14 protein-coding genes are annotated in these 19,315 nt (G+C 65.8%); 9 read left to right on the forward strand and 5 right to left on the reverse strand.

Annotated elements, in window-relative coordinates; genetic code table 11:
- Positions 1–9: 9 nt before the first annotated feature.
- Positions 10–3,057 (reverse strand): bifunctional proline dehydrogenase/L-glutamate gamma-semialdehyde dehydrogenase PutA, encoded by a 3,048-nt coding sequence (putA, locus tag QU44_RS01670; protein ID WP_081987803.1) that lies wholly within the window; start codon positions 3,055–3,057, stop codon positions 10–12.
- A gap of 107 nt (positions 3,058–3,164) precedes the next feature.
- Between putA and QU44_RS01675 the strand changes: the two genes are divergently transcribed.
- The 5 genes from QU44_RS01675 (at position 3,165) to QU44_RS01695 (ending at position 7,794) form a co-directional block, all read left to right on the forward strand.
- Complete coding sequence (locus tag QU44_RS01675; protein ID WP_033919696.1) at positions 3,165–3,617, forward strand: MaoC family dehydratase; 453 nt, start codon at positions 3,165–3,167, stop codon at positions 3,615–3,617.
- A gap of 52 nt (positions 3,618–3,669) precedes the next feature.
- On the forward strand, positions 3,670–4,845 hold the full coding sequence (locus QU44_RS01680; protein WP_033919697.1) for an acetyl-CoA C-acyltransferase: 1,176 nt from the start codon (positions 3,670–3,672) through the stop codon (positions 4,843–4,845).
- A gap of 158 nt (positions 4,846–5,003) precedes the next feature.
- A complete protein-coding gene (locus tag QU44_RS01685) occupies positions 5,004–5,795 on the forward strand; it encodes a hypothetical protein (protein WP_033919698.1) in 792 nt (263 codons plus the stop codon).
- A gap of 138 nt (positions 5,796–5,933) precedes the next feature.
- Complete coding sequence (locus QU44_RS01690) at positions 5,934–7,253, forward strand: MFS transporter (RefSeq protein WP_033919774.1); 1,320 nt, start codon at positions 5,934–5,936, stop codon at positions 7,251–7,253.
- 58 nt (positions 7,254–7,311) lie between these two features.
- Positions 7,312–7,794 carry a pyridoxamine 5'-phosphate oxidase family protein gene (locus QU44_RS01695; protein ID WP_033919699.1) on the forward strand — a complete coding sequence of 161 codons (483 nt, stop codon included), beginning with the start codon at positions 7,312–7,314 and terminating at the stop codon, positions 7,792–7,794.
- Between the two features lie 161 nt (positions 7,795–7,955).
- Here the strand turns inward: QU44_RS01695 and QU44_RS01700 are convergent, their stop codons facing one another.
- Complete coding sequence (locus QU44_RS01700) at positions 7,956–9,188, reverse strand: polyhydroxyalkanoate depolymerase (protein WP_033919700.1); 1,233 nt, start codon at positions 9,186–9,188, stop codon at positions 7,956–7,958.
- 240 nt (positions 9,189–9,428) lie between these two features.
- Between QU44_RS01700 and QU44_RS01705 the strand changes: the two genes are divergently transcribed.
- Entirely contained in the window at positions 9,429–11,225 is a 1,797-nt protein-coding gene (locus QU44_RS01705) for an ABC transporter transmembrane domain-containing protein (protein WP_052134229.1), read from the forward strand.
- Between the two features lie 225 nt (positions 11,226–11,450).
- Positions 11,451–12,608 carry a saccharopine dehydrogenase family protein gene (locus QU44_RS01710; RefSeq protein WP_033919702.1) on the forward strand — a complete coding sequence of 386 codons (1,158 nt, stop codon included), beginning with the start codon at positions 11,451–11,453 and terminating at the stop codon, positions 12,606–12,608.
- Between the two features lie 133 nt (positions 12,609–12,741).
- Here the strand turns inward: QU44_RS01710 and QU44_RS01715 are convergent, their stop codons facing one another.
- Together QU44_RS01715 and QU44_RS01720 are read right to left on the reverse strand one after the other, a co-directional pair.
- Entirely contained in the window at positions 12,742–13,095 is a 354-nt protein-coding gene (locus QU44_RS01715; protein ID WP_052134230.1) for a hypothetical protein, read from the reverse strand.
- Positions 13,092–15,440 (reverse strand): ribonuclease R family protein, encoded by a 2,349-nt coding sequence (locus QU44_RS01720; RefSeq protein ID WP_033919776.1) that lies wholly within the window; start codon positions 15,438–15,440, stop codon positions 13,092–13,094. The genes QU44_RS01715 and QU44_RS01720 overlap by 4 nt, the downstream gene beginning before the upstream one ends.
- 195 nt (positions 15,441–15,635) lie before the next feature.
- Here QU44_RS01720 and QU44_RS01725 point away from each other — a divergent pair, with 195 nt between their 5' ends.
- Positions 15,636–16,703, forward strand: coding sequence for an NAD(P)-dependent alcohol dehydrogenase (locus QU44_RS01725; RefSeq protein ID WP_033919703.1), 1,068 nt, complete (start codon positions 15,636–15,638; stop codon positions 16,701–16,703).
- A gap of 42 nt (positions 16,704–16,745) precedes the next feature.
- On the opposite strand, the gene proS is transcribed toward QU44_RS01725, so the two are convergent.
- Positions 16,746–18,278 carry a proline--tRNA ligase gene (gene proS, locus QU44_RS01730; protein WP_033919704.1) on the reverse strand — a complete coding sequence of 511 codons (1,533 nt, stop codon included), beginning with the start codon at positions 18,276–18,278 and terminating at the stop codon, positions 16,746–16,748.
- Positions 18,279–18,405: 127 nt separating this feature from the next.
- On the opposite strand from proS, the gene QU44_RS01735 reads away from it, so the two are divergent.
- Complete coding sequence (locus tag QU44_RS01735) at positions 18,406–19,305, forward strand: DMT family transporter (RefSeq protein ID WP_033919705.1); 900 nt, start codon at positions 18,406–18,408, stop codon at positions 19,303–19,305.
- The last annotated feature ends 10 nt before the right edge of the window (positions 19,306–19,315 follow it).

A 19,315-nucleotide genomic window follows, 5' to 3' on the forward strand; every position in this document is an offset into this window, starting at 1 on the left:
CCCGCTGCGTCAGCCGCCGCCTTCCTCCAAACTCAGCAGCGACGCATTGCCGCCCGCGCTGGTGGTATCCACCGACACCGCGCGCTCGACGCAGAAGCGCGGCAGATAATTCGGCCCGCCGGCCTTTGGCCCGGTGCCCGACAGCCCCTCGCCGCCGAACGGCTGCGATCCCACCACTGCGCCGATCATCGACCGGTTGATATAAAGGTTGCCGACCTTCGCGGTCGCTTCGGCGATTTCGGCCGATCGCGCGATCCGGCTGTGCAGCCCCATCGTCAGCCCGAACCGCTTGGCGTTGACCCGTTCGATCGTCGCATGCAGTTCACCTGCACGCCACGTCGCGACGTGCAGCAGCGGCCCGAACCATTCCTGATTCAAGTCATCCAGGTCATCAAGGCGGATCGCTGTCGGCGGCACGAAGCGGCCGGTCGCGGGCACCGGCACAGTCTTGATCCAGCGCCCCTGCACGCTCTCGCGATAGGCCATCAGCTTGGCATAAGCGGCATCGTCGATCACCGGGCCGACATCGGTGCGCGGATCGCCCGGATCGCCGACCACCAGCAATGCCATCGCCCCGCGCAGCATCGTCAGGATCGTGTCGGCGACCTCCTCCTGCACGATCAGCAGCCGAAGCGCCGAGCAACGCTGCCCCGCCGAACGGAAAGCCGAGGCGATGACATCGGCCACCACCTGTTCGGGCAAAGCGGTCGAATCGACGATCATCGCGTTGATCCCGCCGGTTTCGGCGATCAGCGGCACGATTGGGCGCCCGATCGGGTCATTGGCATCATCCGCAAGCAGGCTGCGCGCGATCGCCTTGGCAGTCGCGGTCGATCCGGTGAAGGCAACGCCCGCAATCCGGGTATCGCCGGTCAGCGCCGCCCCCGCCTCGGCCCCGCCGGTCACCAGCACTAGCGCATCGCGCGGCACCCCGGCTTCATGCGCCAGATCGACCGCGCGCGCGGCGATGCCCGGTGTCTGCGGCGCGGGCTTGGCCACCACGCTATTGCCCGCGACCAACGCGGCGGCATTCTGGCCGGTGAAGATCGCCAGCGGGAAGTTCCACGGCGCGATCGTCGCCCACACCCCGCGCCCCGCCATCCGCAGCTCGTTGCGCTCGCCGGTCGGTCCGGGAAGGATTCGCGGCCCTAGGATGCCGCGCGCCTGCATCGCGTAATAACGGCAGAAATCGGCGGCCTCGCGGATTTCGCCCAGTGCGTCGGGGATCGTCTTGAACGCCTCGCGCACCGCATAGGCCATCAATTCGGTGCGATTGGCTTCGAGCAGGTCGGCATAGCGTTCGAGGATCGCGGCGCGGGTTTCGACCGGAGTCGCGGACCAGGCGGGGAAAGCGGCGTGGGCGCGGGTGATGGCGGCACTTACTTCGTCCCCCTCCCGCTTGTGGGAGGGGCTAGGGGAGGGCATGTCCTGAGGCGCTGGTTGTGAGACACGCCCTCCCCCGACCCCTCCCGCGAGCGGGAGGGGGGCAGAAGAAATCGCTCGCGCCGTCTCGCGCAACACTTCACGCTCGGCCAGGTCAATCCCCTCGCTATTGCCCCATGCCCCCATCAAATCCTTGGGCATCGGAATGCTCGGGTGCCGCGTCCCGCCAACCGCAGCGATCTTCTCCACCGGATCGGCCATCAATTCGGCATCGCTAAGACCCGCATCGGCAAGCTGATGCACGAACGACGAATTCGCGCCATTCTCGAGCAAGCGCCGCACCAGATACGCCAGCAAATCGCGATGCCCGCCCACCGGCGCATAGATCCGGCAATGATGGCCATGCTCGCGCACCAGCCGCTCGTACAGCCCCTCGCCCATGCCGTGCAGCCGCTGGAATTCGAAGTCTCGGGCATTGCCCGCCCATTCGAGGATCGTCGCGACGGTCAGCGCATTATGGCTGGCAAAGGCGGGGCGGATGTTGGTCGCGTCGAGCATGTCGCGGGCGCAGGCGAGGTACGACACATCGGTCGCCGCCTTGCGCGTAAACAGCGGGTAATCGGCCAGCCCCTCGACCTGGGTACGCTTGATCTCGCTGTCCCAATAGGCTCCCTTGACCAGCCGGACGTTCATCGGGCGCCCCAATCCGTCGGCCCAGCCGATCACGCTGCGCGCGCGCTTGCCATAGGATTGCACTGCCATGCCATAGCCGTCCCAGCCGCGAAGCTCGGGCCGCCGCGCGACCGCGCCGATGATCTCGAGGCTCATCTCCAGCCGCTCGCTCTCCTCAGCATCAACCGTCAGCGCGATATTCTGCGCCGCCGCCTCCGACGCCAATTGCGCCAGCATGTCGCTGAGTTCGGACACGCAGCTATCCCATTGCGCCACTTCGTAGCGGGCGTGGAGGGCCGACAGCTTGACCGAAATCGAATGCCCCGCCTTGGGATCGCGCCCCACCGCGCGGATCGCGTCGAAATAGGCGGCGAAATAGCGCTCGGCATCGGCCTTGGTCAGCGCCCCCTCGCCCAGCATGTCGAAGCTGGCGGTGAAGCCCTTATTTTCCGGGCGGCGCATCCGCTTCATCGCCTCGTCGATGGTGCGGCCCATTACAAAGACTTCGCCCATCATCTTCATCGCCGCGCCCACCGCCTGGCGAACGAACGGCTCGCCCGCGCGGCTGATCAGCCGCTGGAGCGCATTGCCTTCCTCACGCACCAGCGCGCGACCCACCACCAGCCCCCAGGTCGCTGAATTGACCAACGCCGAGTTCGACTTGCCGGCATGGGTGCGCCAATCGGCATCGCCCAATTTGTCGGCGATCAGCAGGTCGGCGGTTTCGGGATCGGGCACGCGCAGAAACGCCTCGGCCAGGCTCAGCAGCGCCACGCCCTCGGACGAATTGAGCCGATATTCTTGCAAAAACTGGTTCACCCACCCCCGGTTTTGCGCCGCGCGCAGATCGGCGATCAGCCCGGCCGAGTGATCGAGCACCCGCGCGCGCGAATCGGTGGTCAGCCGCGCGCGCTCCAATAATGGCTTTAGAACATCGGGTTCGGCCATGCGGTGCAGTTTTGCCATCATGCTAAGCTGGGGTGACGGTACGGCGCTCTGCATTTTCGTGTTTCCGGTCAGCCAAAGCTTGCGGCCCCTGCCCCAAGCCCGTTAAGGGTTGCGGCGCGCTATGCTGCAAAAATGCGAAACCGCCTAGCGTGGGAGAGCGAATGCCGATCACCATGCAGGAACGGGCCGGGCAAATCGGCAGCGAAGCGGTGTCCGACTGGGTCGAGGTGACGCAGGCGATGATCGACAAATTCGCCGACGCGACTGGCGATCACCAGTTCATCCATGTCGATCCCGCCCGCGCGGCGATGACGCCGTTCGGCGGCACGATCGCGCACGGATTCCTCACCTTGTCGCTGATGCCGATGCTGTCGGCCAGGACCGCGCTACCCGAAATCGCCGATGTCAAAATGGGCGTCAATTATGGCGGCAACAAAGTGCGGTTCCTCACCCCCGTGCGCTCGGGAAGCCGGGTGCGCGGGCGCTTCAAATTGCTCGATCTGGCCGAAAAGCGCCCCGGCCAGTGGCAACAGACCAATGCTTTCACCGTCGAGATCGAAGGCGAGGAAAAGCCCGCGATGATCGCCGAATGGATCAGCCAGATATTCGTCTAAGTCCCAAAAGCCCTCTCCCGCATGCGGGAGAGGGGAAACAGAAGGAACCACCATGCGCTCTGCCGTCATCGTTTCCACCGCCCGTACCCCGATCGGCCGCGCCTATCGCGGCGCGTTCAACAATCTTCCCGCCCCCACGCTGGGCGCCAAATCGCTCGAGGCCGCGATCGAGCGCGCCGGGATCGAGGGCGGCCATGTCGACGACGTCGTCTGGGGCGCGGCGCTCCAGCAGGGGCATCAGGGCGGCAACATCGCGCGCCAGGTCGCCTTGCGCGCCGGCCTGCCGGTCACCGTCTCGGGCATGTCGATCGATCGCCAATGCGCCTCGGGGCTGATGGCGATCGCCACCGCCGCCAAACAGATCATCGTCGACAATATGGACGTCACCGTCGGCGGCGGCGTCGAATCGATCAGCCTGGTGCAGACGCCGCAGATGCGCGTCGCCGCCGATCCCGAACTGCTGGCGATGCACGCCAACGTCTATATGCCGATGCTGCAAACCGCCGAAACCGTCGCCAACCGCTATGGCATCAGCCGCGAGCGCCAGGACGCCTATGGCCTTGAATCGCAGCGCCGCACCGCCGCCGCGCAGGAAGCCGGGCGCTTCGATGCCGAGATCGTCCCCGTCACCGCGACGATGAACGTGATTGACAAGGCGACCAAGGAAGCCAGCCAGCGGGAAGTCACGCTCACCAAGGACGAGGGCAACCGCCCCGAAACCAATGCCGAGGGGCTGGCCGCGCTCCAGCCGGTGATCCCTGGCGGATCGATCACCGCAGGCAATGCCAGCCAGCTTTCGGACGGTTCGTCGGCCTGTGTGCTGATGGAGGAAAGCGTCGCATCGAAGCGGGGCTTGCAACCGCTTGGCCGCTATATCGGCATGGCGGTGGCGGGCACCGAGCCCGACGAAATGGGCATCGGCCCGGTGTTCGCGGTCCCCAAATTGCTCGAACGCTTCAATCTGAAGGTCGAGGATATCGGCCTGTGGGAGCTGAACGAAGCGTTCGCGGTGCAGGTGCTCTACAGCGCCGACAAGCTTGGCATCCCGTATGAGTTGCTCAACGTCAATGGCGGCGCGATCTCGATCGGCCATCCTTATGGCATGTCGGGCGCGCGGATGACCGGCCATGCGCTGATCGAGGGCAAGCGTCGCGGCGCGAAATATGTCGTGGTGACGATGTGCGTCGGCGGCGGCATGGGCGCAGCGGGGTTGTTCGAAGTATTATAAGCCGCTGGGCAGGGAGTGCGCCGCACACTCCCTGCTCGCGCAAAGCCGAACCAATTGACGTTCGTTCCCGCCAGTAATAGCTTGAGCGCCCAAAGACGAAGCGATGAATTTCTATTCGTCGTTCATCTTGGGTACAGCTTTGCCGCCGGGAGCCGTCGATGCAGACGATGCGAACCGATTATCGCGTTGCGGTGTTGGCGACGATCATCGCCTTCCATCTGCTTGTCATTCTCGCGTTGATGGCAACGCGCTCCGCATTGCTGCCGATCGAACCCGAACCACCCTTGCTGGCACTGTTCGAGCCGGTGGTTCCGCCCCCGCCGATCGTTGAGCCGCCACCACCGATCCCCGCGCCCGATGCCCCCGCCGGGCCGCCGATCGATCGCGCCGCGCCAGCGGGGCCACCGCTGCGATCGGCTGCGGCACCTACGGCCCCCACGCCTCGACTTGCCGAACCTGCGCCCGCCGCGATGATCCCGCCGATCGTCGCGCTGCCGTCGCCGATCAGCCTGCCGCTCGCCCCCTCAACCATCGCCGGCACCGCCGCTGCGGTCACCGATGGCGAAGGTGGCGGTGATGGCGATGGCATCGCAGCCGGTGGCGGGGGCAGCGGCCTTGGCGGCGGTGGCGCTGGCCGATCGGTGCGCTACGCCCGCGCCCAATGGGTCCGCAAGCCGCTGACCTTCGAATTCGTCCGCGAATGGCCGCGCGACAAGAGCGGCAAAAGGGTCGAAGGCAAGGCGTATATCGGCTGTTACCTGCAGCGAAATGGCCGTCCCAAAAAATGCTGGGTGATCGACGAAACCGTTCCCGGCGTCGGCAAAGCAGCGATACGCCTGTCGCGCACCTTTATCGTTCGCCACGTCCTGCGCAATGATGAGCCACTGGATGTGCCCGTCCGGATCCCGGTCGGGTTCTTCATTGCCAAGGATGCAAAACCCGTCGGCTAAGCTGATTCAAGTTTCAAGTTCGACTTAGCGCTTTTCTCGGCGCGACGGATGCCTAAATGGGCAAGACATCTTCGAAAGTAGCCCATCATTCTCCAGCCCGACGCCATCGCCGCACCCGCCACCGGTGCCGGCCTGCCGATGCCGCGCCGGATCGTCGCGATCGCGGCAATTTCGTTCGGCACCGCCTTGTTCGTCATCGACGGATCGATCGCCACCGTCGCACTGCCGACGATCGCGCGCGAACTCGGCATCGGCGAAGGCAATGTCGTCGCAGTCGTGACGCTCTACCAATTGGTGCTGGTGATGGGGCTGCTGCCCTTTGCCGGGCTGGGCGACCGGGTGGGGCATCGGCGGCTGTATCAGCTCGGCCAGTTCGTCTTCCTGCTCGCATCGGCGGCGTCGTTGCTGGTAGACAGCTTCGCGCAATTGCTGATGGTGCGCGGCGGCCAGGCGATCGGCGCGGGCATGGCGCTCAGCGTGTCGGCGGCGATGCTGCGTGACATTTATCCCGCACGCAGCCTGGGCAGCGGGCTAGGCATCAACAGCGTCATCGTCGCCTCGTCGAATGCGCTCGCGCCCACCTTGGGCGGGTTCATCGTTGCCCATTTCGACTGGCGATGGGTGTTCTGCGCCGCCGTGCCCTTCGCCTTGCTCTCGATGCTGCTCGGTCGCGCCCTGCCCGCGCCGGTGCCGCGCGCCGAGCGGTTCGACCTGGCGGGCGGCGCGTGGAGCGCGATCACCGTCGGGCTGCTGATCGGTGGGCTTGAGCTGGCGGTCCACGGCACGCTCTCGCCGCTCGGCATCGGCGCGGCGATCGTCGGGCTGGTCAGCGCGGTGTTGCTCTATCGCCGCGAACGCGCGCGCACTCGTCCCACCGTGCCGATCGACTTGCTGGCGATCCGAGTCATCGGCCTGTCGGTGCTCGGCGCGATCGCCGCCTTTGTCGCCACCAGCGCGATGGTGGTCGCACTGCCCTTTCGCTTCGAACGCGGCATGGGATTCAGCCCGGCCGAAGTCGGGCTGTTGATCCTCCCCTTCCCGCTCACCCTGCTCGTCGTCGCGCCACTGGCGGGGTGGCTGTCGGATCGGGTGAAGCCGTCATTGCTGGGCATTGCCGGCATGACGCTGGCGGTCACCGGCCTGTTGCTGATCGGATTCCTGCCCACCGACGCGGGGTGGCCCGCGATCGCATGGCGGTTGTCGATCGCGGCGGCGGGGTTCGGGCTGTTCCTTGCCCCCAATTCGCGGCTGATTATCGGCCAGGCACCGCGGGACCGCGCGGCGGCGGCGGGCGGGCTGCTGTCGACCGCGCGATTGCTGGGGCAGACGCTCGGCGCGTCGATCGTCGGCATTGCGCTGGCGGCGGGGATCGGCATCGGCCCCGCCCCGTTCGTCATCGCCGCCGCCTTCGCGTTGCTCGCTGGACTGTGCAGCGTGGTGCGGTTGCGGACGACCTGACGGAAACCCTTGGGGCCACGCTCGTTATACAGGGGAACCCAAAGGATGGAGACCCGATATGCAGGCCAAGCAACACGAAGACACCGCGATCCGCGACCGCATGTGGAAGGAAATGGCCAAAAGCCCGTTCGTGATGATCGGCTTGGTCGGCAGCCACCAGCATAGCGAACCGATGACCGCCCAGCTCGACCCCGACGCCAACAGCGAATTCTGGTTCTATTGCAACAAGGGCAACCGAATCGCCGGCGGCGGCGAGGCGATGGCGCAATTCGTGGCCAAGGGCCATGACGTGTTCGCCTGCATCCACGGCACGCTGACCCAGGAAACCCGCCCCGAAATCTTCGACAAATATTGGTCGAAGCAGACCGAGGCCTGGTTCGAAGGCGGCAAGGACGACCCCAACATCATGATGCTTCGCTTCGACCTGAAGGATGCCGAAATCTGGGAAGGCGACCAGTCGCTGTCGGGCAAGCTGAAGATGCTGACCGGCCAGACGATCAAGCCAAGCGAAGCCGGTGCCCACGCCGAAGTAGCGCTGTAAACTTCTTCTTCTAAGCCCTCTCCCGCAAGCGGGAGAGGGTTGGGTGAGGGCCTTCTTGCTCTTCTTGAGCAGAAGGCACCCCTCACCGCTGCGACTAGGGGCCGCAAGTGCGCCCCCAAGTCTCGCCGCCTCTCCCGCAAGCGGGAGAGGCCTAAGCGCCCCTACGCCTTATGCGTCGCGATCCACGCTTCCAGTACCGGCGCGATCCGAGTCCGCCACTTCGATCCGTTGAAAATGCCGTAATGGCCAACTTCCTCGGCCATGTGATACCGCTTGTGCTTCGCGGGCAGCTTGGTCGCCAGCGTCAGCGCCGCCTTGGTCTGGCCCAGCCCCGAAATATCATCGCGCTCGCCCTCGATCGCCAGCAGCGCGACATCGGTGATCGCCGCCGGATCGACCAGCTTGCCGCGATGCGTCATCGTGCCCATCGGCAGTGAATGGTCCTGGAACACTACCGAAATCGTCTGGAGATAGAATTCGGCGGTCATGTCGCACACCGATCGATATTCGTCATAAAACGCCATCGTCGCATCGGCGCTGTCATCGTCGCCCTTCACCAGATGTTTGAACATCTCCCAATGCGAAACCATGTGGTTGCCAAGGTTCATCGTCATGAACCCGGCAAGTTGCAGGAAACCGGGATAGACCCGCCGGCCATTGCCTGGATATTGCATCGGCACCGTCGCGATGACGTTTTTTTCAAACCACATATGCGGCCGCTCGGTCGCCAGCGTATTCACCGCGGTCGGTGCCTCGCGGGTATCGATCGGCCCGCCCATCAGCGACAGCGTCATTGGCCGGTTGGGATGCTGATCGGCGCTCATCACCGCGACGGCGGCATAGACCGGCACCGATGGCTGGCACACCGCCAGCACATGCGCGCGCGCATCGCCCTGGCTGCCGATGTGCGCCAGCCAGTCGATCACATAATCGATATAATCATCCAGGTCGAAACGGCCGTCGGACACCGGCACCTGCTTGGCGTCGCGCCAATCGGTGATGTAGACATCGGCGCTGGGCAGCATCCGCTCGACCGTGCCGCGCAGCAGCGTGGCATAATGGCCCGACATCGGCGCGACGATCAGCAATTTGGGGCCGCCAGCGATGCCCTCGCGAACGAAATGCACGAGCTGGCCGAACGGGCGGCGCGCGACGATTTCCTCCCGCACTGCAACCTGCTTGCCGTCGATCTCGGTATGGGTCAGCCCGAATTCGGGCTTGCCGCGCGGCGCGGCGGCGTGCGCGAATACCTCCAGCGCCGACGCCAGCACCGGCCCACCGCCGAAATAGGCGAACGGGTTTGCCGGATTGTTGAGCAGCCCCGCCCCGAAATTGGCCATCGCACTAGCGCTCGCCAGCATCGATCGCTGCATCTCATAGGCGTTATAGAGCATCGGGTATCTCCTGGCCGGTCCAATAATATGGTCGACAATATTTCATTATAGAGCGTTATAGAGCAGCCTATTGCCGGCGCAATCTAAGACCAAAGTGTGATTTCCATATTGTCCCAGAACGGTCCGTCCCATAACAGCCCGTCCCAGAACGGCGCGCGCCATAGCGGTTCGTCGCAGCTTCCTTCGCGCCCGGCCAACGCAACGGTTCCCCCCGCGCCAACTTCGCGCTAGGCAATCGCCATGGCCACTCCCGCCGCGACGCTCGCTTCTCCGCCCGCCCCTCCTCCGGCGAAAAAACTCAGCAGCTTGCTGGTCGTCTGGCGGTTCACCCGTGCCTATCCGCTGCAATTGGCGGGCGCGGTCGTCGCGCTGATCGTCGCGGCGACGGCGACGCTGTATGTGCCGCGCACCTTTCAGCTCGTCGTCGATAACGGCTTTGCCGGCGGCACCGATCCGGCGTCGATCGCCCCCTATTTCCACCGGCTGCTGATGGTCGTCGGCGTGCTCGCGCTCGCCACCGCCGGTCGCTTCTATTTCGTGTCGTGGCTCGCCGAGCGCACCGTCGCCGACATGCGAAACGCAGTGCATCGCAATCTGCTGCGGCTCGCGCCCAAATGGTTCGAGGAAAACCGTCCTTCCGAAATCGCCTCGCGCCTCACCGCCGATACCGCGATCGTCGAACAGATCGTCGGATCGACGGTGTCGGTGGCGCTTCGCAACGTCCTCGTCGGCTTTGGCGGGCTTGCCTATCTGTTCGCGCTCAGCCCCAAGATCGCCTTGTACCTCGTCGTCGGCATCCCGATCGTCATCCTGCCGATCATGGCGCTTGGCGCGCGGGTGCGGCGCTTGTCGCGGTCGAGCCAGGACCGAGTCGCCGACATCGGCACGATCGCGTCCGAAACATTGGGCGCGATGAAGATCGTCCAGGCATTCGGCCAGGAATCGCGCGAGGCCGATCGCTTCAAGACCGCCGTCGATCGCAGCTTCGACACCGCCAAGGCGCGCTTCGCCACCCGCGCGCTGATGACCGCGCTCGTCATCGGACTGCTGTTCGGCGCGGTGACGCTGATCATCTGGGAAGCGGTGAGCGATGTCGCCTCGGGCCGCACCACCGGCGGATCGATCACTGCCTTCGTCATCACCGCGGGGCTGGTCACCGGATCGTTCGGCGCGCTGATCGAAGTTTATGGCGATCTGCTGCGCGCTTCGGGCGCGGCGGCGCGGCTTGCCGAATTGCTTTCCGAACAGCCCGACATCGCCGCCCCCGCCAACCCGGTGGCGCTGCCGAACCCGTCGGTCGGGCGGGTGGCGTTCGATCACGTCACTTTCCGCTACCCCACCCGTCCCGAAATCGCCGCGCTCGCCGATTTTACCTTGTCGGTCGAAAGCGGCGAGACCGTCGCGGTGGTCGGGCCATCGGGTGCGGGCAAATCGACGTTGTTCCAACTGGTGCAGCGTTTCTACGATCCCGATCAGGGCAAAGTGCTGGTCGATGGCGTGCCGGTCATCGCCGCCGACCCCGCCGATGTGCGCGGGCGGATCGCGATGGTGCCGCAGGAAACGGTTATCTTCGCCGCCTCGGCGCGCGACAATCTGCGCTATGGCAAATGGGAGGCGAGCGACGAGGAATTGTGGCGCGCCGCCGCCGACGCCAACGCCGCCGATTTCCTGCGCGCGCTGCCGCAGGGGCTGGACACCTTCCTCGGCGAAGGCGGTGCGCGCCTGTCGGGCGGCCAGCGCCAGCGGCTCGCGATCGCCCGCGCGCTGCTTCGCGATGCGCCGATCCTGCTGCTCGACGAGGCGACCTCGGCGCTCGATGCCGAAAGCGAGCGGCTGGTGCAGGACGCGCTCGAACGGCTGATGCGCGACCGCACGACGTTGGTGATCGCGCATCGCCTGGCAACGGTACGTGCGGCGCAGCGAATCGTGGTAATGGATGAAGGCCGCATCGTCGAAATGGGCAGCCACGCCGAGTTGATCGCGCGCGGCGGCCTGTACGCAAGGCTCGCCAGCCTGCAATTCAGCGAAGCGGCTTAAAATCGACGACCTTCTCCCGCTGGCGGGAGAAGGATACCGAAGCTTGGTCGCGAAGCGGCCTAGCGTAGGTTGGATGAGGGTGGTGCGGCGCTTTCGCGCCGCGCGGTCGCGAGCGACCGCACCACCCTCACCCAGCTACGACTAGGCCTCGCTAAAGAAGCGAGACCAAGTCTGCGCAACCCTCTCCCGCCAGCGGGAGAGGGAAGTTTAGGAGGGAGAACAACCATGACCCGCGAATTCGACATCATCGTTTATGGTGCCACCGGCTATACCGGCAGGCTGGTCGCCGAATATCTCGCCACCCACTATCCCGACCGCGCCTGGGCGATGGCGGGGCGTTCGCTCACCAAGCTCGAACAGGTCCGCGCCGAAATCGGTGCCGCCGCCGACGTGCCGCTGATCACCGCCAATGCCGACGACCCCTCGGCGCTCAAGGCGATGTGCGAACGCGCGCAGGTGATCATCACCACCGTCGGCCCGTATCAGACGCATGGCGAAGCATTGCTCGCCGCCTGCGCCGCCACCGGCACCGGCTATGTCGACCTGTGCGGCGAGCCTGCCTGGATGCGCCAGATGATCGACAAATATGACGCCGCCGCCAAGGCTTCGGGCGCGCGCATCCTGTTTTCGTGCGGCTTTGATTCGATCCCGTTCGACCTAGGCGTCTGGACGCTGCAACAGGCGGCAAAGGCGAAGTTCGGCCACGCCGCCCCGCGCGTCAAATGCCGAATCCGCAAGATGCAAGGGACGTTCAGCGGCGGCACCTTCGCCAGCGCCAAGGCAACGATGGCCGCCGCCGCGCGCGACATGCGCATCCTCAAGCTGATGATCGACCCCTTCGCGCTCACGCCGGGCTTCGACGGCCCAGCCCAGCCAAAGGGGATGCTGCCCGAATATGACGCCGCCGTCGGCGCCTGGGTCGCGCCGTTCGTGATGGCGGCGATCAACACCAAGAATGTTCACCGCACCAACGCGCTGCTGGGCCACGCCTATGGCACCGACTTCGTCTATGACGAGATGATGATCGCGCCGGGCCTGGGCGACATTGGCAAGGCAGCCGCCGAGGCGATCGCCAGGATGAACCCGATCGGCGGCGACAAAGGCCCCGCCCCCGGCGAAGGCCCGACCAAGGAAGAGCGCGAGGCGGGCTATTACGACATTCTCTTCATCGGCGAGATGCTGGGCGGCGAGCGAGTCGAAGCCGTGGTCACCGGCGACCGCGATCCGGGCTATGGATCGACCAGCAAGATGATCGCCGAGACGGCATTGTGCCTGATCGAGCAGCCGGGCGCAGGCGGGATCACCACCCCGACCGCGCTGATGGCGGCACCGCTGCGCGCAAGGCTGGAGGCGAAGGCCGGACTGACGTTCGTGGCGAACTAAAGCATGACGGCTCGATGTTGACGCATCTCCTTCGTCATTCCCGCGAAGGCGGGAATCCATATGCCAGCTTAGTGGTTATGGATTCCCGCCTTCGCGGGAATGACGAAGATAAGGTCGATGGATCAGCCTGACGTCACCCCCGATAGAAAATCAGCGCGAAGATCGCCGCACCCACCGCCACCGACAACACGATCGGCACCCATTTGCGCCGCCGCGCCGCGTCCTGCGCGTCCATCCGCGACAGATCGAACCAGTAATTGCCAGGGGCCGCCGTGCGGATCACCCCGCGCGTCTGCAACGCTTCGAACTCGCGGCGTTCGGCGGGACCGGGCGGGGCATATTCGATCGCGTCGTCGGCACTGATCGCGTGCAGCGCCAGGAAATGCGACTCGACCCGCCGCCGTGACACCGAAGTCGCGCTGACGATCGCCGCGCCGACATCGGTGCCGCCGCCGTTTCCCCCGCCGCTGCCATTGGCCCTGTTCATCGCCGCTTCTTCCCCTGGTGGCGGATGTTCGCTGGCCGCCCGCGATGGCGGATCACGCGCGGGGCCGCCCGTTTGCCGTCGGTTTCCTGCGCGCCGCTCGCCGATTCCTTGCCGTCGACCAGCTCGAAGCGAAGCGCTCCCGACACCGGATTGGCCTCGGCCAGCCTTAGCGGCAGCCGCATCCCCAGCGCGTAAAACTCGCCGGTTTCCTCGCCCACCAGCCGCTGACTCGCTTCGTCATAGCGGAAATATTCGCGCCCCAGATCGCGCGCGGGCACCAGCCCGTCGCCGCCGACGCCATCCACCGTCGCGAAGAATCCGAAATTCTTCACGCCGGTGATCCGCGCTTCCATCACCTCGCCGACATGCTCGGAGAGATATGCCGCGACATAGCGATCGACGGTCTCGCGCTCGGCCTCCATCGCGCGGCGTTCGAGCCCCGAAATCATCTCGCCCACCCGCTCCATCGCGCCGGCGTCCTCGGCCGACAGCCCGCCCTCGCCCAATTTATACGCATCGACCAGCGAGCGATGGACCAGCAGATCGGCATAGCGCCGGATCGGCGAAGTGAAATGCGCATAGCTGCCCAGCGCCAGCCCGAAATGCCCGGCATTTTGCGGGCCGTAATAGGCCTGGGTCTGCGTCCGCAGCACCTGCTGCATCACCTCTTCGCGGAAATCGGCCTCGCCCAGATTGGCGATCACCTGGTTGAAGGTGCGCGGCTGGATCACCTGGCCCAGCGCGAACGACAGTTCGAACGTCTTGAGATAATCCTTAAGCGCGACCAGCTTCTCGCGCGCGGGCGGCTCGTGGATCCGGTACATCACCGGCGCCTTTTTCTTCTCGATCGCCTTGGCCGCCGCGACATTGGCCGCGATCATATAATCCTCGATCAGCCGCATCGAATCGAGCCGCTCGCGCGGCGCGACCGACAGGATCCGCCCCTTTTCATCGAGCACGATCCGCCGCTCGGGCAAGTCGAGGTCAAGCGGCTGCCGCTTCTCGCGCGCGGCAAACAGCGCCCGCCAGCAATCCCACAGCGGGAGGAGCGTCGAGCGGACGAGTTCGGGGGCAACCTCCTTTCCCCCCTCCCGCTCGCGGGAGGGGTCGGGGGTGGGACTTTCTTCTAACGAAGCGCTCGGTGAGACATCCTTCCCACCCCCGGCCCCTCCCGCAAGCGGGAGGGGGGCAGTCGCAGCATCCACCGCCGCCTGTGCATCCTCATACGCAATATTCGCCGCGATCCGCACCACCGCACGGCTAAACCGCCAGTCCTTCAGCTCGCCATCCTTGCCCACCCGCAAATGGCACGCCAGCGCCGCGCGATCGACGCCTTCCTTCAGCGAACACACATCCGCCGACAGCACTTCGGGCAGCATCGGCACCACCCGATCGGGGAAATACACCGAATTGCCCCGCTTGCGCGCCTCGCGGTCGAGCTTCGATCCGGGGCGGACATAAAAGGACACATCGGCAATCGCGACGATCGCGCGCCAGCCGCCCTCGTTCGAGGGATCGTCGTCGGGCGCGGCCCAGACGGCATCGTCATGGTCGCGCGCATCGGCAGGGTCGATCGCCACGATCGGCAGGTGCCGCAGGTCTTCGCGGTCATCCCCCAACGGAATCTTCGCCATCCGCTCGGCCTCGGTCAGCAATTCCTCCGAAAACACGTTCGGAATCCCATGCCGGTGGATCGCGATCATCGAAAAGCTGCGCGGCGCGAACGGATCGCCCAGCCGCTCGACCACCTTCACCACGATGCGCGGCGGCCGCCCGGTCTTTTCGGCCAGTACCAGATCGCCCGGCTCGGCATCGCCGCGATCGACCACGGGGAAGTCGCGCCGCTCCTTCTTCTCCACCCCTTGCAGGAACAGCCGCCCGCCCTCTTCGCGCAGCACGCCCAGCACCATTTCCTCGCCGCGCGCCAGCGTCTTCATCGGGTGCGCGATCCAGCCATTGCCGGCTTCCTCGGTGCGCGCCAGGATGCGGTCGCCCGGCCCCAGCGCCGCCTGCTTGCCGCCGCGCTCGCGCACGCGAAGCCGTGGTGCCGGAATACCCTCGGCCTCCCAACGTTCGGGCACCGCCCACACAGTATCGCCATCGGCATCGACGATCCGCAGCACCGTCACCTTGGGCACGCCGCCCATTTTGTGGAACGATCGGCCCGGCGCGCTGTCGATGATCCCCTCATCGGCCATGTCCTTGAGCAGGGCTTTCAGCGCGATCTTGTCCTGCGCCGACAGGCCGAACGCCTTGGCGATCTCGCGTTTGCCGACCGCGGTGTCCGAATTGGCGATGAAATCGAGGATCTGCTGGCGGCTGGGAAGCCCGGGGCGTGTTCGCATGCGCCAGAGATAGGGCGTTGCCGCGCCAAGCGCATCAAAAAACCCCGCCCAGCCAAAAACCCCTTGCAGCCGAAAACCCCGGCAAGATGGCATCATGGGCCGAAGCCGGTGGCACAAAGCCGCCCCCCGATGGTTGATGCCGCGACGCAGCACCCCAAATGCAGCGCTGCCATTCTAGCAAACCAAGGAATCCGCATGCCAACCACTACGCAAGGCTATGCCGCGCAGAGCGCCGACGCGCCGCTCGCCCCCTTCAGCTTCGAACGTCGCGATCCGCAGGCCGATGACGTCGCGATCGACATCATGCATTGCGGCGTCTGCCATTCGGACCTGCACACCGCGCGCGGCGAATGGGCCGGCACGCAATATCCGTGCGTCCCCGGCCATGAGATCGTCGGGCGCGTCACCGCGATCGGCAGCGACGTCAGTAAGTTCGAGGTCGGCGACATCGTCGGCGTCGGCTGCATGGTCGACAGCTGTGGCGAGTGCGCGTCGTGCAAGGATGGCGAGGAGCAATATTGCGAAACCACCGGCTTCGTCGGCACCTATAACGGCCCCGATCCGGTGATGGGCGGTTACACCTTTGGTGGCTATTCGGACCATATCGTCGTCAAGCAAGGCTTCGTGCTCAAGATCACGCATGACGCCGCCGATCTCGCCGCAGTCGCACCATTGCTGTGCGCAGGGATCACCACCTATTCGCCGCTCAAACATTGGGGCGTCGGGCCGGGCCAGAAGGTCGGCATCGTCGGCCTTGGCGGCCTTGGCCATATGGGCGTCAAGATCGCCGCCGCGATGGGTGCCGACGTCTATGTCTTCTCGACCAGCCCGAACAAGCGCGACGACGCCAAGCGCCTAGGCGCGACCGATCTGATCGTGTCGAAGGACGAAGCCGCGATGGCGGAACATGCCGGCAGCTTCGATTTCATCCTCAACACCGTCGCGGCCAGCCACGACCTCAACATGTTCCTGGCGCTGCTCAAGCGCGACGGCACGATGACGCTGGTCGGCGTGCCCGAGCATCCGCATTCGGCGCTCGAAGTCGGCAACCTCGTCTTCCGCCGCCGTGCCCTTGCCGGCTCGCTGATCGGCGGCATCGCCGAGACGCAGGAAATGCTCGATTTCTGCCAGCAGCACGGCATCGTCTCGGACATCGAAACGATCGCGATCGGCGACGTCAACCAAGCCTATGAGCGGATGGTGAAAAGCGACGTGAAATACCGCTTCGTCATCGACATCGATACGCTCAAGCAAGCGGCGTAAAGCGACCCTGCCCCCTCCCTTCCGGGGGAGGGGGCATAACCCTCAATACGCCCGCGCGACCAAGATCCGCTCGACCGCGGGCTTGCCGGTGAAGATACACACCCCGTGCGCCGCCGCCGCATCGCCCGGCACGTTGCGCACCGTCAGCTTCAGCTTCTTCAGCCGCTCGACCACCGCGTCCAATTCCGCGCCGGTCGGCTTGGCCCATTCGACCTCGACCCAGCCGGGATAGCGCTCGCCCTCGGCGAAATGCGCCTCGATCTGCGCAAACTCGGTCACCCCGCGGCGGATGCCAGCCTCGAGCCGCGCGCGCGCCTCGGCATGGAGCGACGTCTGAATATCCTCGAGCATCGCCGCCGCTTCGGCCACGAGCTCGTCGCGCGGCATGATGGCCGACGCAAGCTTGCCGCTCTCCTGATACAGCCGGTCGCGGCGGATCACCGCCGCATTACCGCCCGCAACATCGCGCGCGCCGACCTCGACGATGATCGGCGCGCCCTTCTTCACCCATCCCCAGCGCTTCACCTGCGCCTTGGCGGACTTGGCATCGACCAGCGCACGCACCGGCTCGCCCAGCGCCGAAAGCTTGGCGAGGTCGGCCTGCAGCGCCTTGGCATAGGCCAGCACCTCGGCATCCTCAGGCGCGTCGCGCAGCATCGGCACGATCACGATCTGCCACGGCGCAATCATCGGCGGCACGCGCAGCCCGTCATCGTCGCCGTGGACCATGATGACCCCGCCGACCATCCGAGTCGACACGCCCCAGCTCGTCGTCTGCGCCAGCTCATGTCCGCCCTCGGCATTCTGGAAACGGATATTCTGCGCGTTCGAGAAAGTGGTGCCCAGGAAGTGCGACGTTCCCGCCTGCAACGCCTTGCCGTCCTGCATCATCGCCTCGATGCTGTAGGTCGCGACCGCGCCGGGGAAGCGCTCATTTTCGGGCTTCTCGCCCGCCACCACCGGCAGCGCCAGGCAATCCTCGGCGAACGCGCGATAGACTTCGAGCATCTTGAGCGTCTCTTCGCGCGCCTCGGCCTCGGTCGCGTGCGCGGTATGGCCTTCCTGCCACAGGAATTCGCTGGTCCGCAGGAACATCCGCGTCCGCATTTCCCAGCGCACGACATTGGCCCATTGATTGATCAGCACCGGCAAGTCGCGCCACGACTGAATCCAGCGGCTGAACGCAGCGCCGATCACCGTTTCCGACGTCGGGCGCACGATCAACGGCTCCTCAAGCTTGGCGTCGGGATCGACCACCAACTTGCCGTCGACCGATTTCAGCCGGTGATGCGTGACCACCGCCATTTCCTTGGCGAAGCCCTCGACATGCTCGGCCTCCTTCTCGAAATAGGACAGCGGAATGAACAGCGGGAAATAGCAATTCTCGTGGCCGGTCGCCTTGATGCGATCGTCGAGCAGGCGCTGAATCCGCTCCCAAATGCCATATCCCCACGGCCGGATGACCATGCAGCCGCGCACCCCCGATTCCTCGGCCATGTCGGCCTCGGCGATGACGGTCTGATACCAACGCGCGAAATCCTGCGCGCGCGTGACGGGAAGAGCATGCTTGATCATGCCCCGCGCGATAGCGGGAATGCCGGGCAAAGCAAATGCTGGGGAACGTCCGCAGCCAGCCCGGCATGACGCGCAAAGGCGTCATCAGCGGCTTGCCTCGCCCCGCGCCACCCCCTACCCGACCCTGATGCCCACCAACCGCGTTTTTACCGGCATTCTCCTTCGCTTGCTGGCAGCATTGTCGCTGTCGGTGATGTTCGCGCTGGCCAAGATCGCCGAACAGCGCGGCGCGCACCTGGTCGAGATCGTGTTCTGGCGGCAGGCGGCGATGCTGCCGGTGGTGGTGGCGGTGGTCATGGCCGGTCCGGGCCTCGGCTCGCTTCGCACCGACAAGCCGCGCGCGCATTTCTGGCGGATGATCGTCGGGCTGTCGGGCATGTGCCTGAATTTCCTGACGGTCACGATATTGCCGCTGGCCGAGGCCACGACGTTCGGCTTTTCGGTGCCGATCTTCGCGACGATCCTGTCGGCGCTGTTCCTGTCCGAACCGGTCGGGCGGCATCGCTGGGCGGCGGTGACGGTGGGCTTTCTGGGCGTGCTGGTCGTCCTTCAGCCGGGCAGCAGCCATGTGCCGCTGGCGGGCGCAGCCGTCGCGCTGTCGGGCGCGGTGCTCACCGCCAGCGTCGCCATCCTGATCCGCCAATTGGGCGCGACCGAGCGGGCGACGACCACCGTCTTCTGGTTCGCGCTATCGTCGCTGGTGCCGATGGGGATCGCATTGCCCTTTTTCTTCACCGGGCATGATTGGGGCACCTGGGGGCTGATGGCGGCGACTGGCCTGGCGGGCGGCATCGGCCAATTGGCACTCACCGGCGCGCTGCGCGCCGCGCCGGTCGCCGTCGTGCTGCCGATGGATTATTCCAGCCTGATCTGGGCGACGATCCTTGGCTGGCTGTTGTTCGGCACCCTGCCCACCCCCTGGACCTGGATCGGCGCGCCGATCGTCATCGCCAGCGGCCTGTACATCGTCTGGCGCGAGCAGCGGCTGGCCAGGGCCGCGCGGACCGAAGCGGCAACGGTCGGCTAACCCCCGCCGC

Source organism: Sphingomonas sp. 37zxx (genome assembly GCF_000786205.1).
In the GTDB taxonomy this organism is placed as follows: Bacteria; Pseudomonadota; Alphaproteobacteria; order Sphingomonadales; family Sphingomonadaceae; genus Sphingomonas.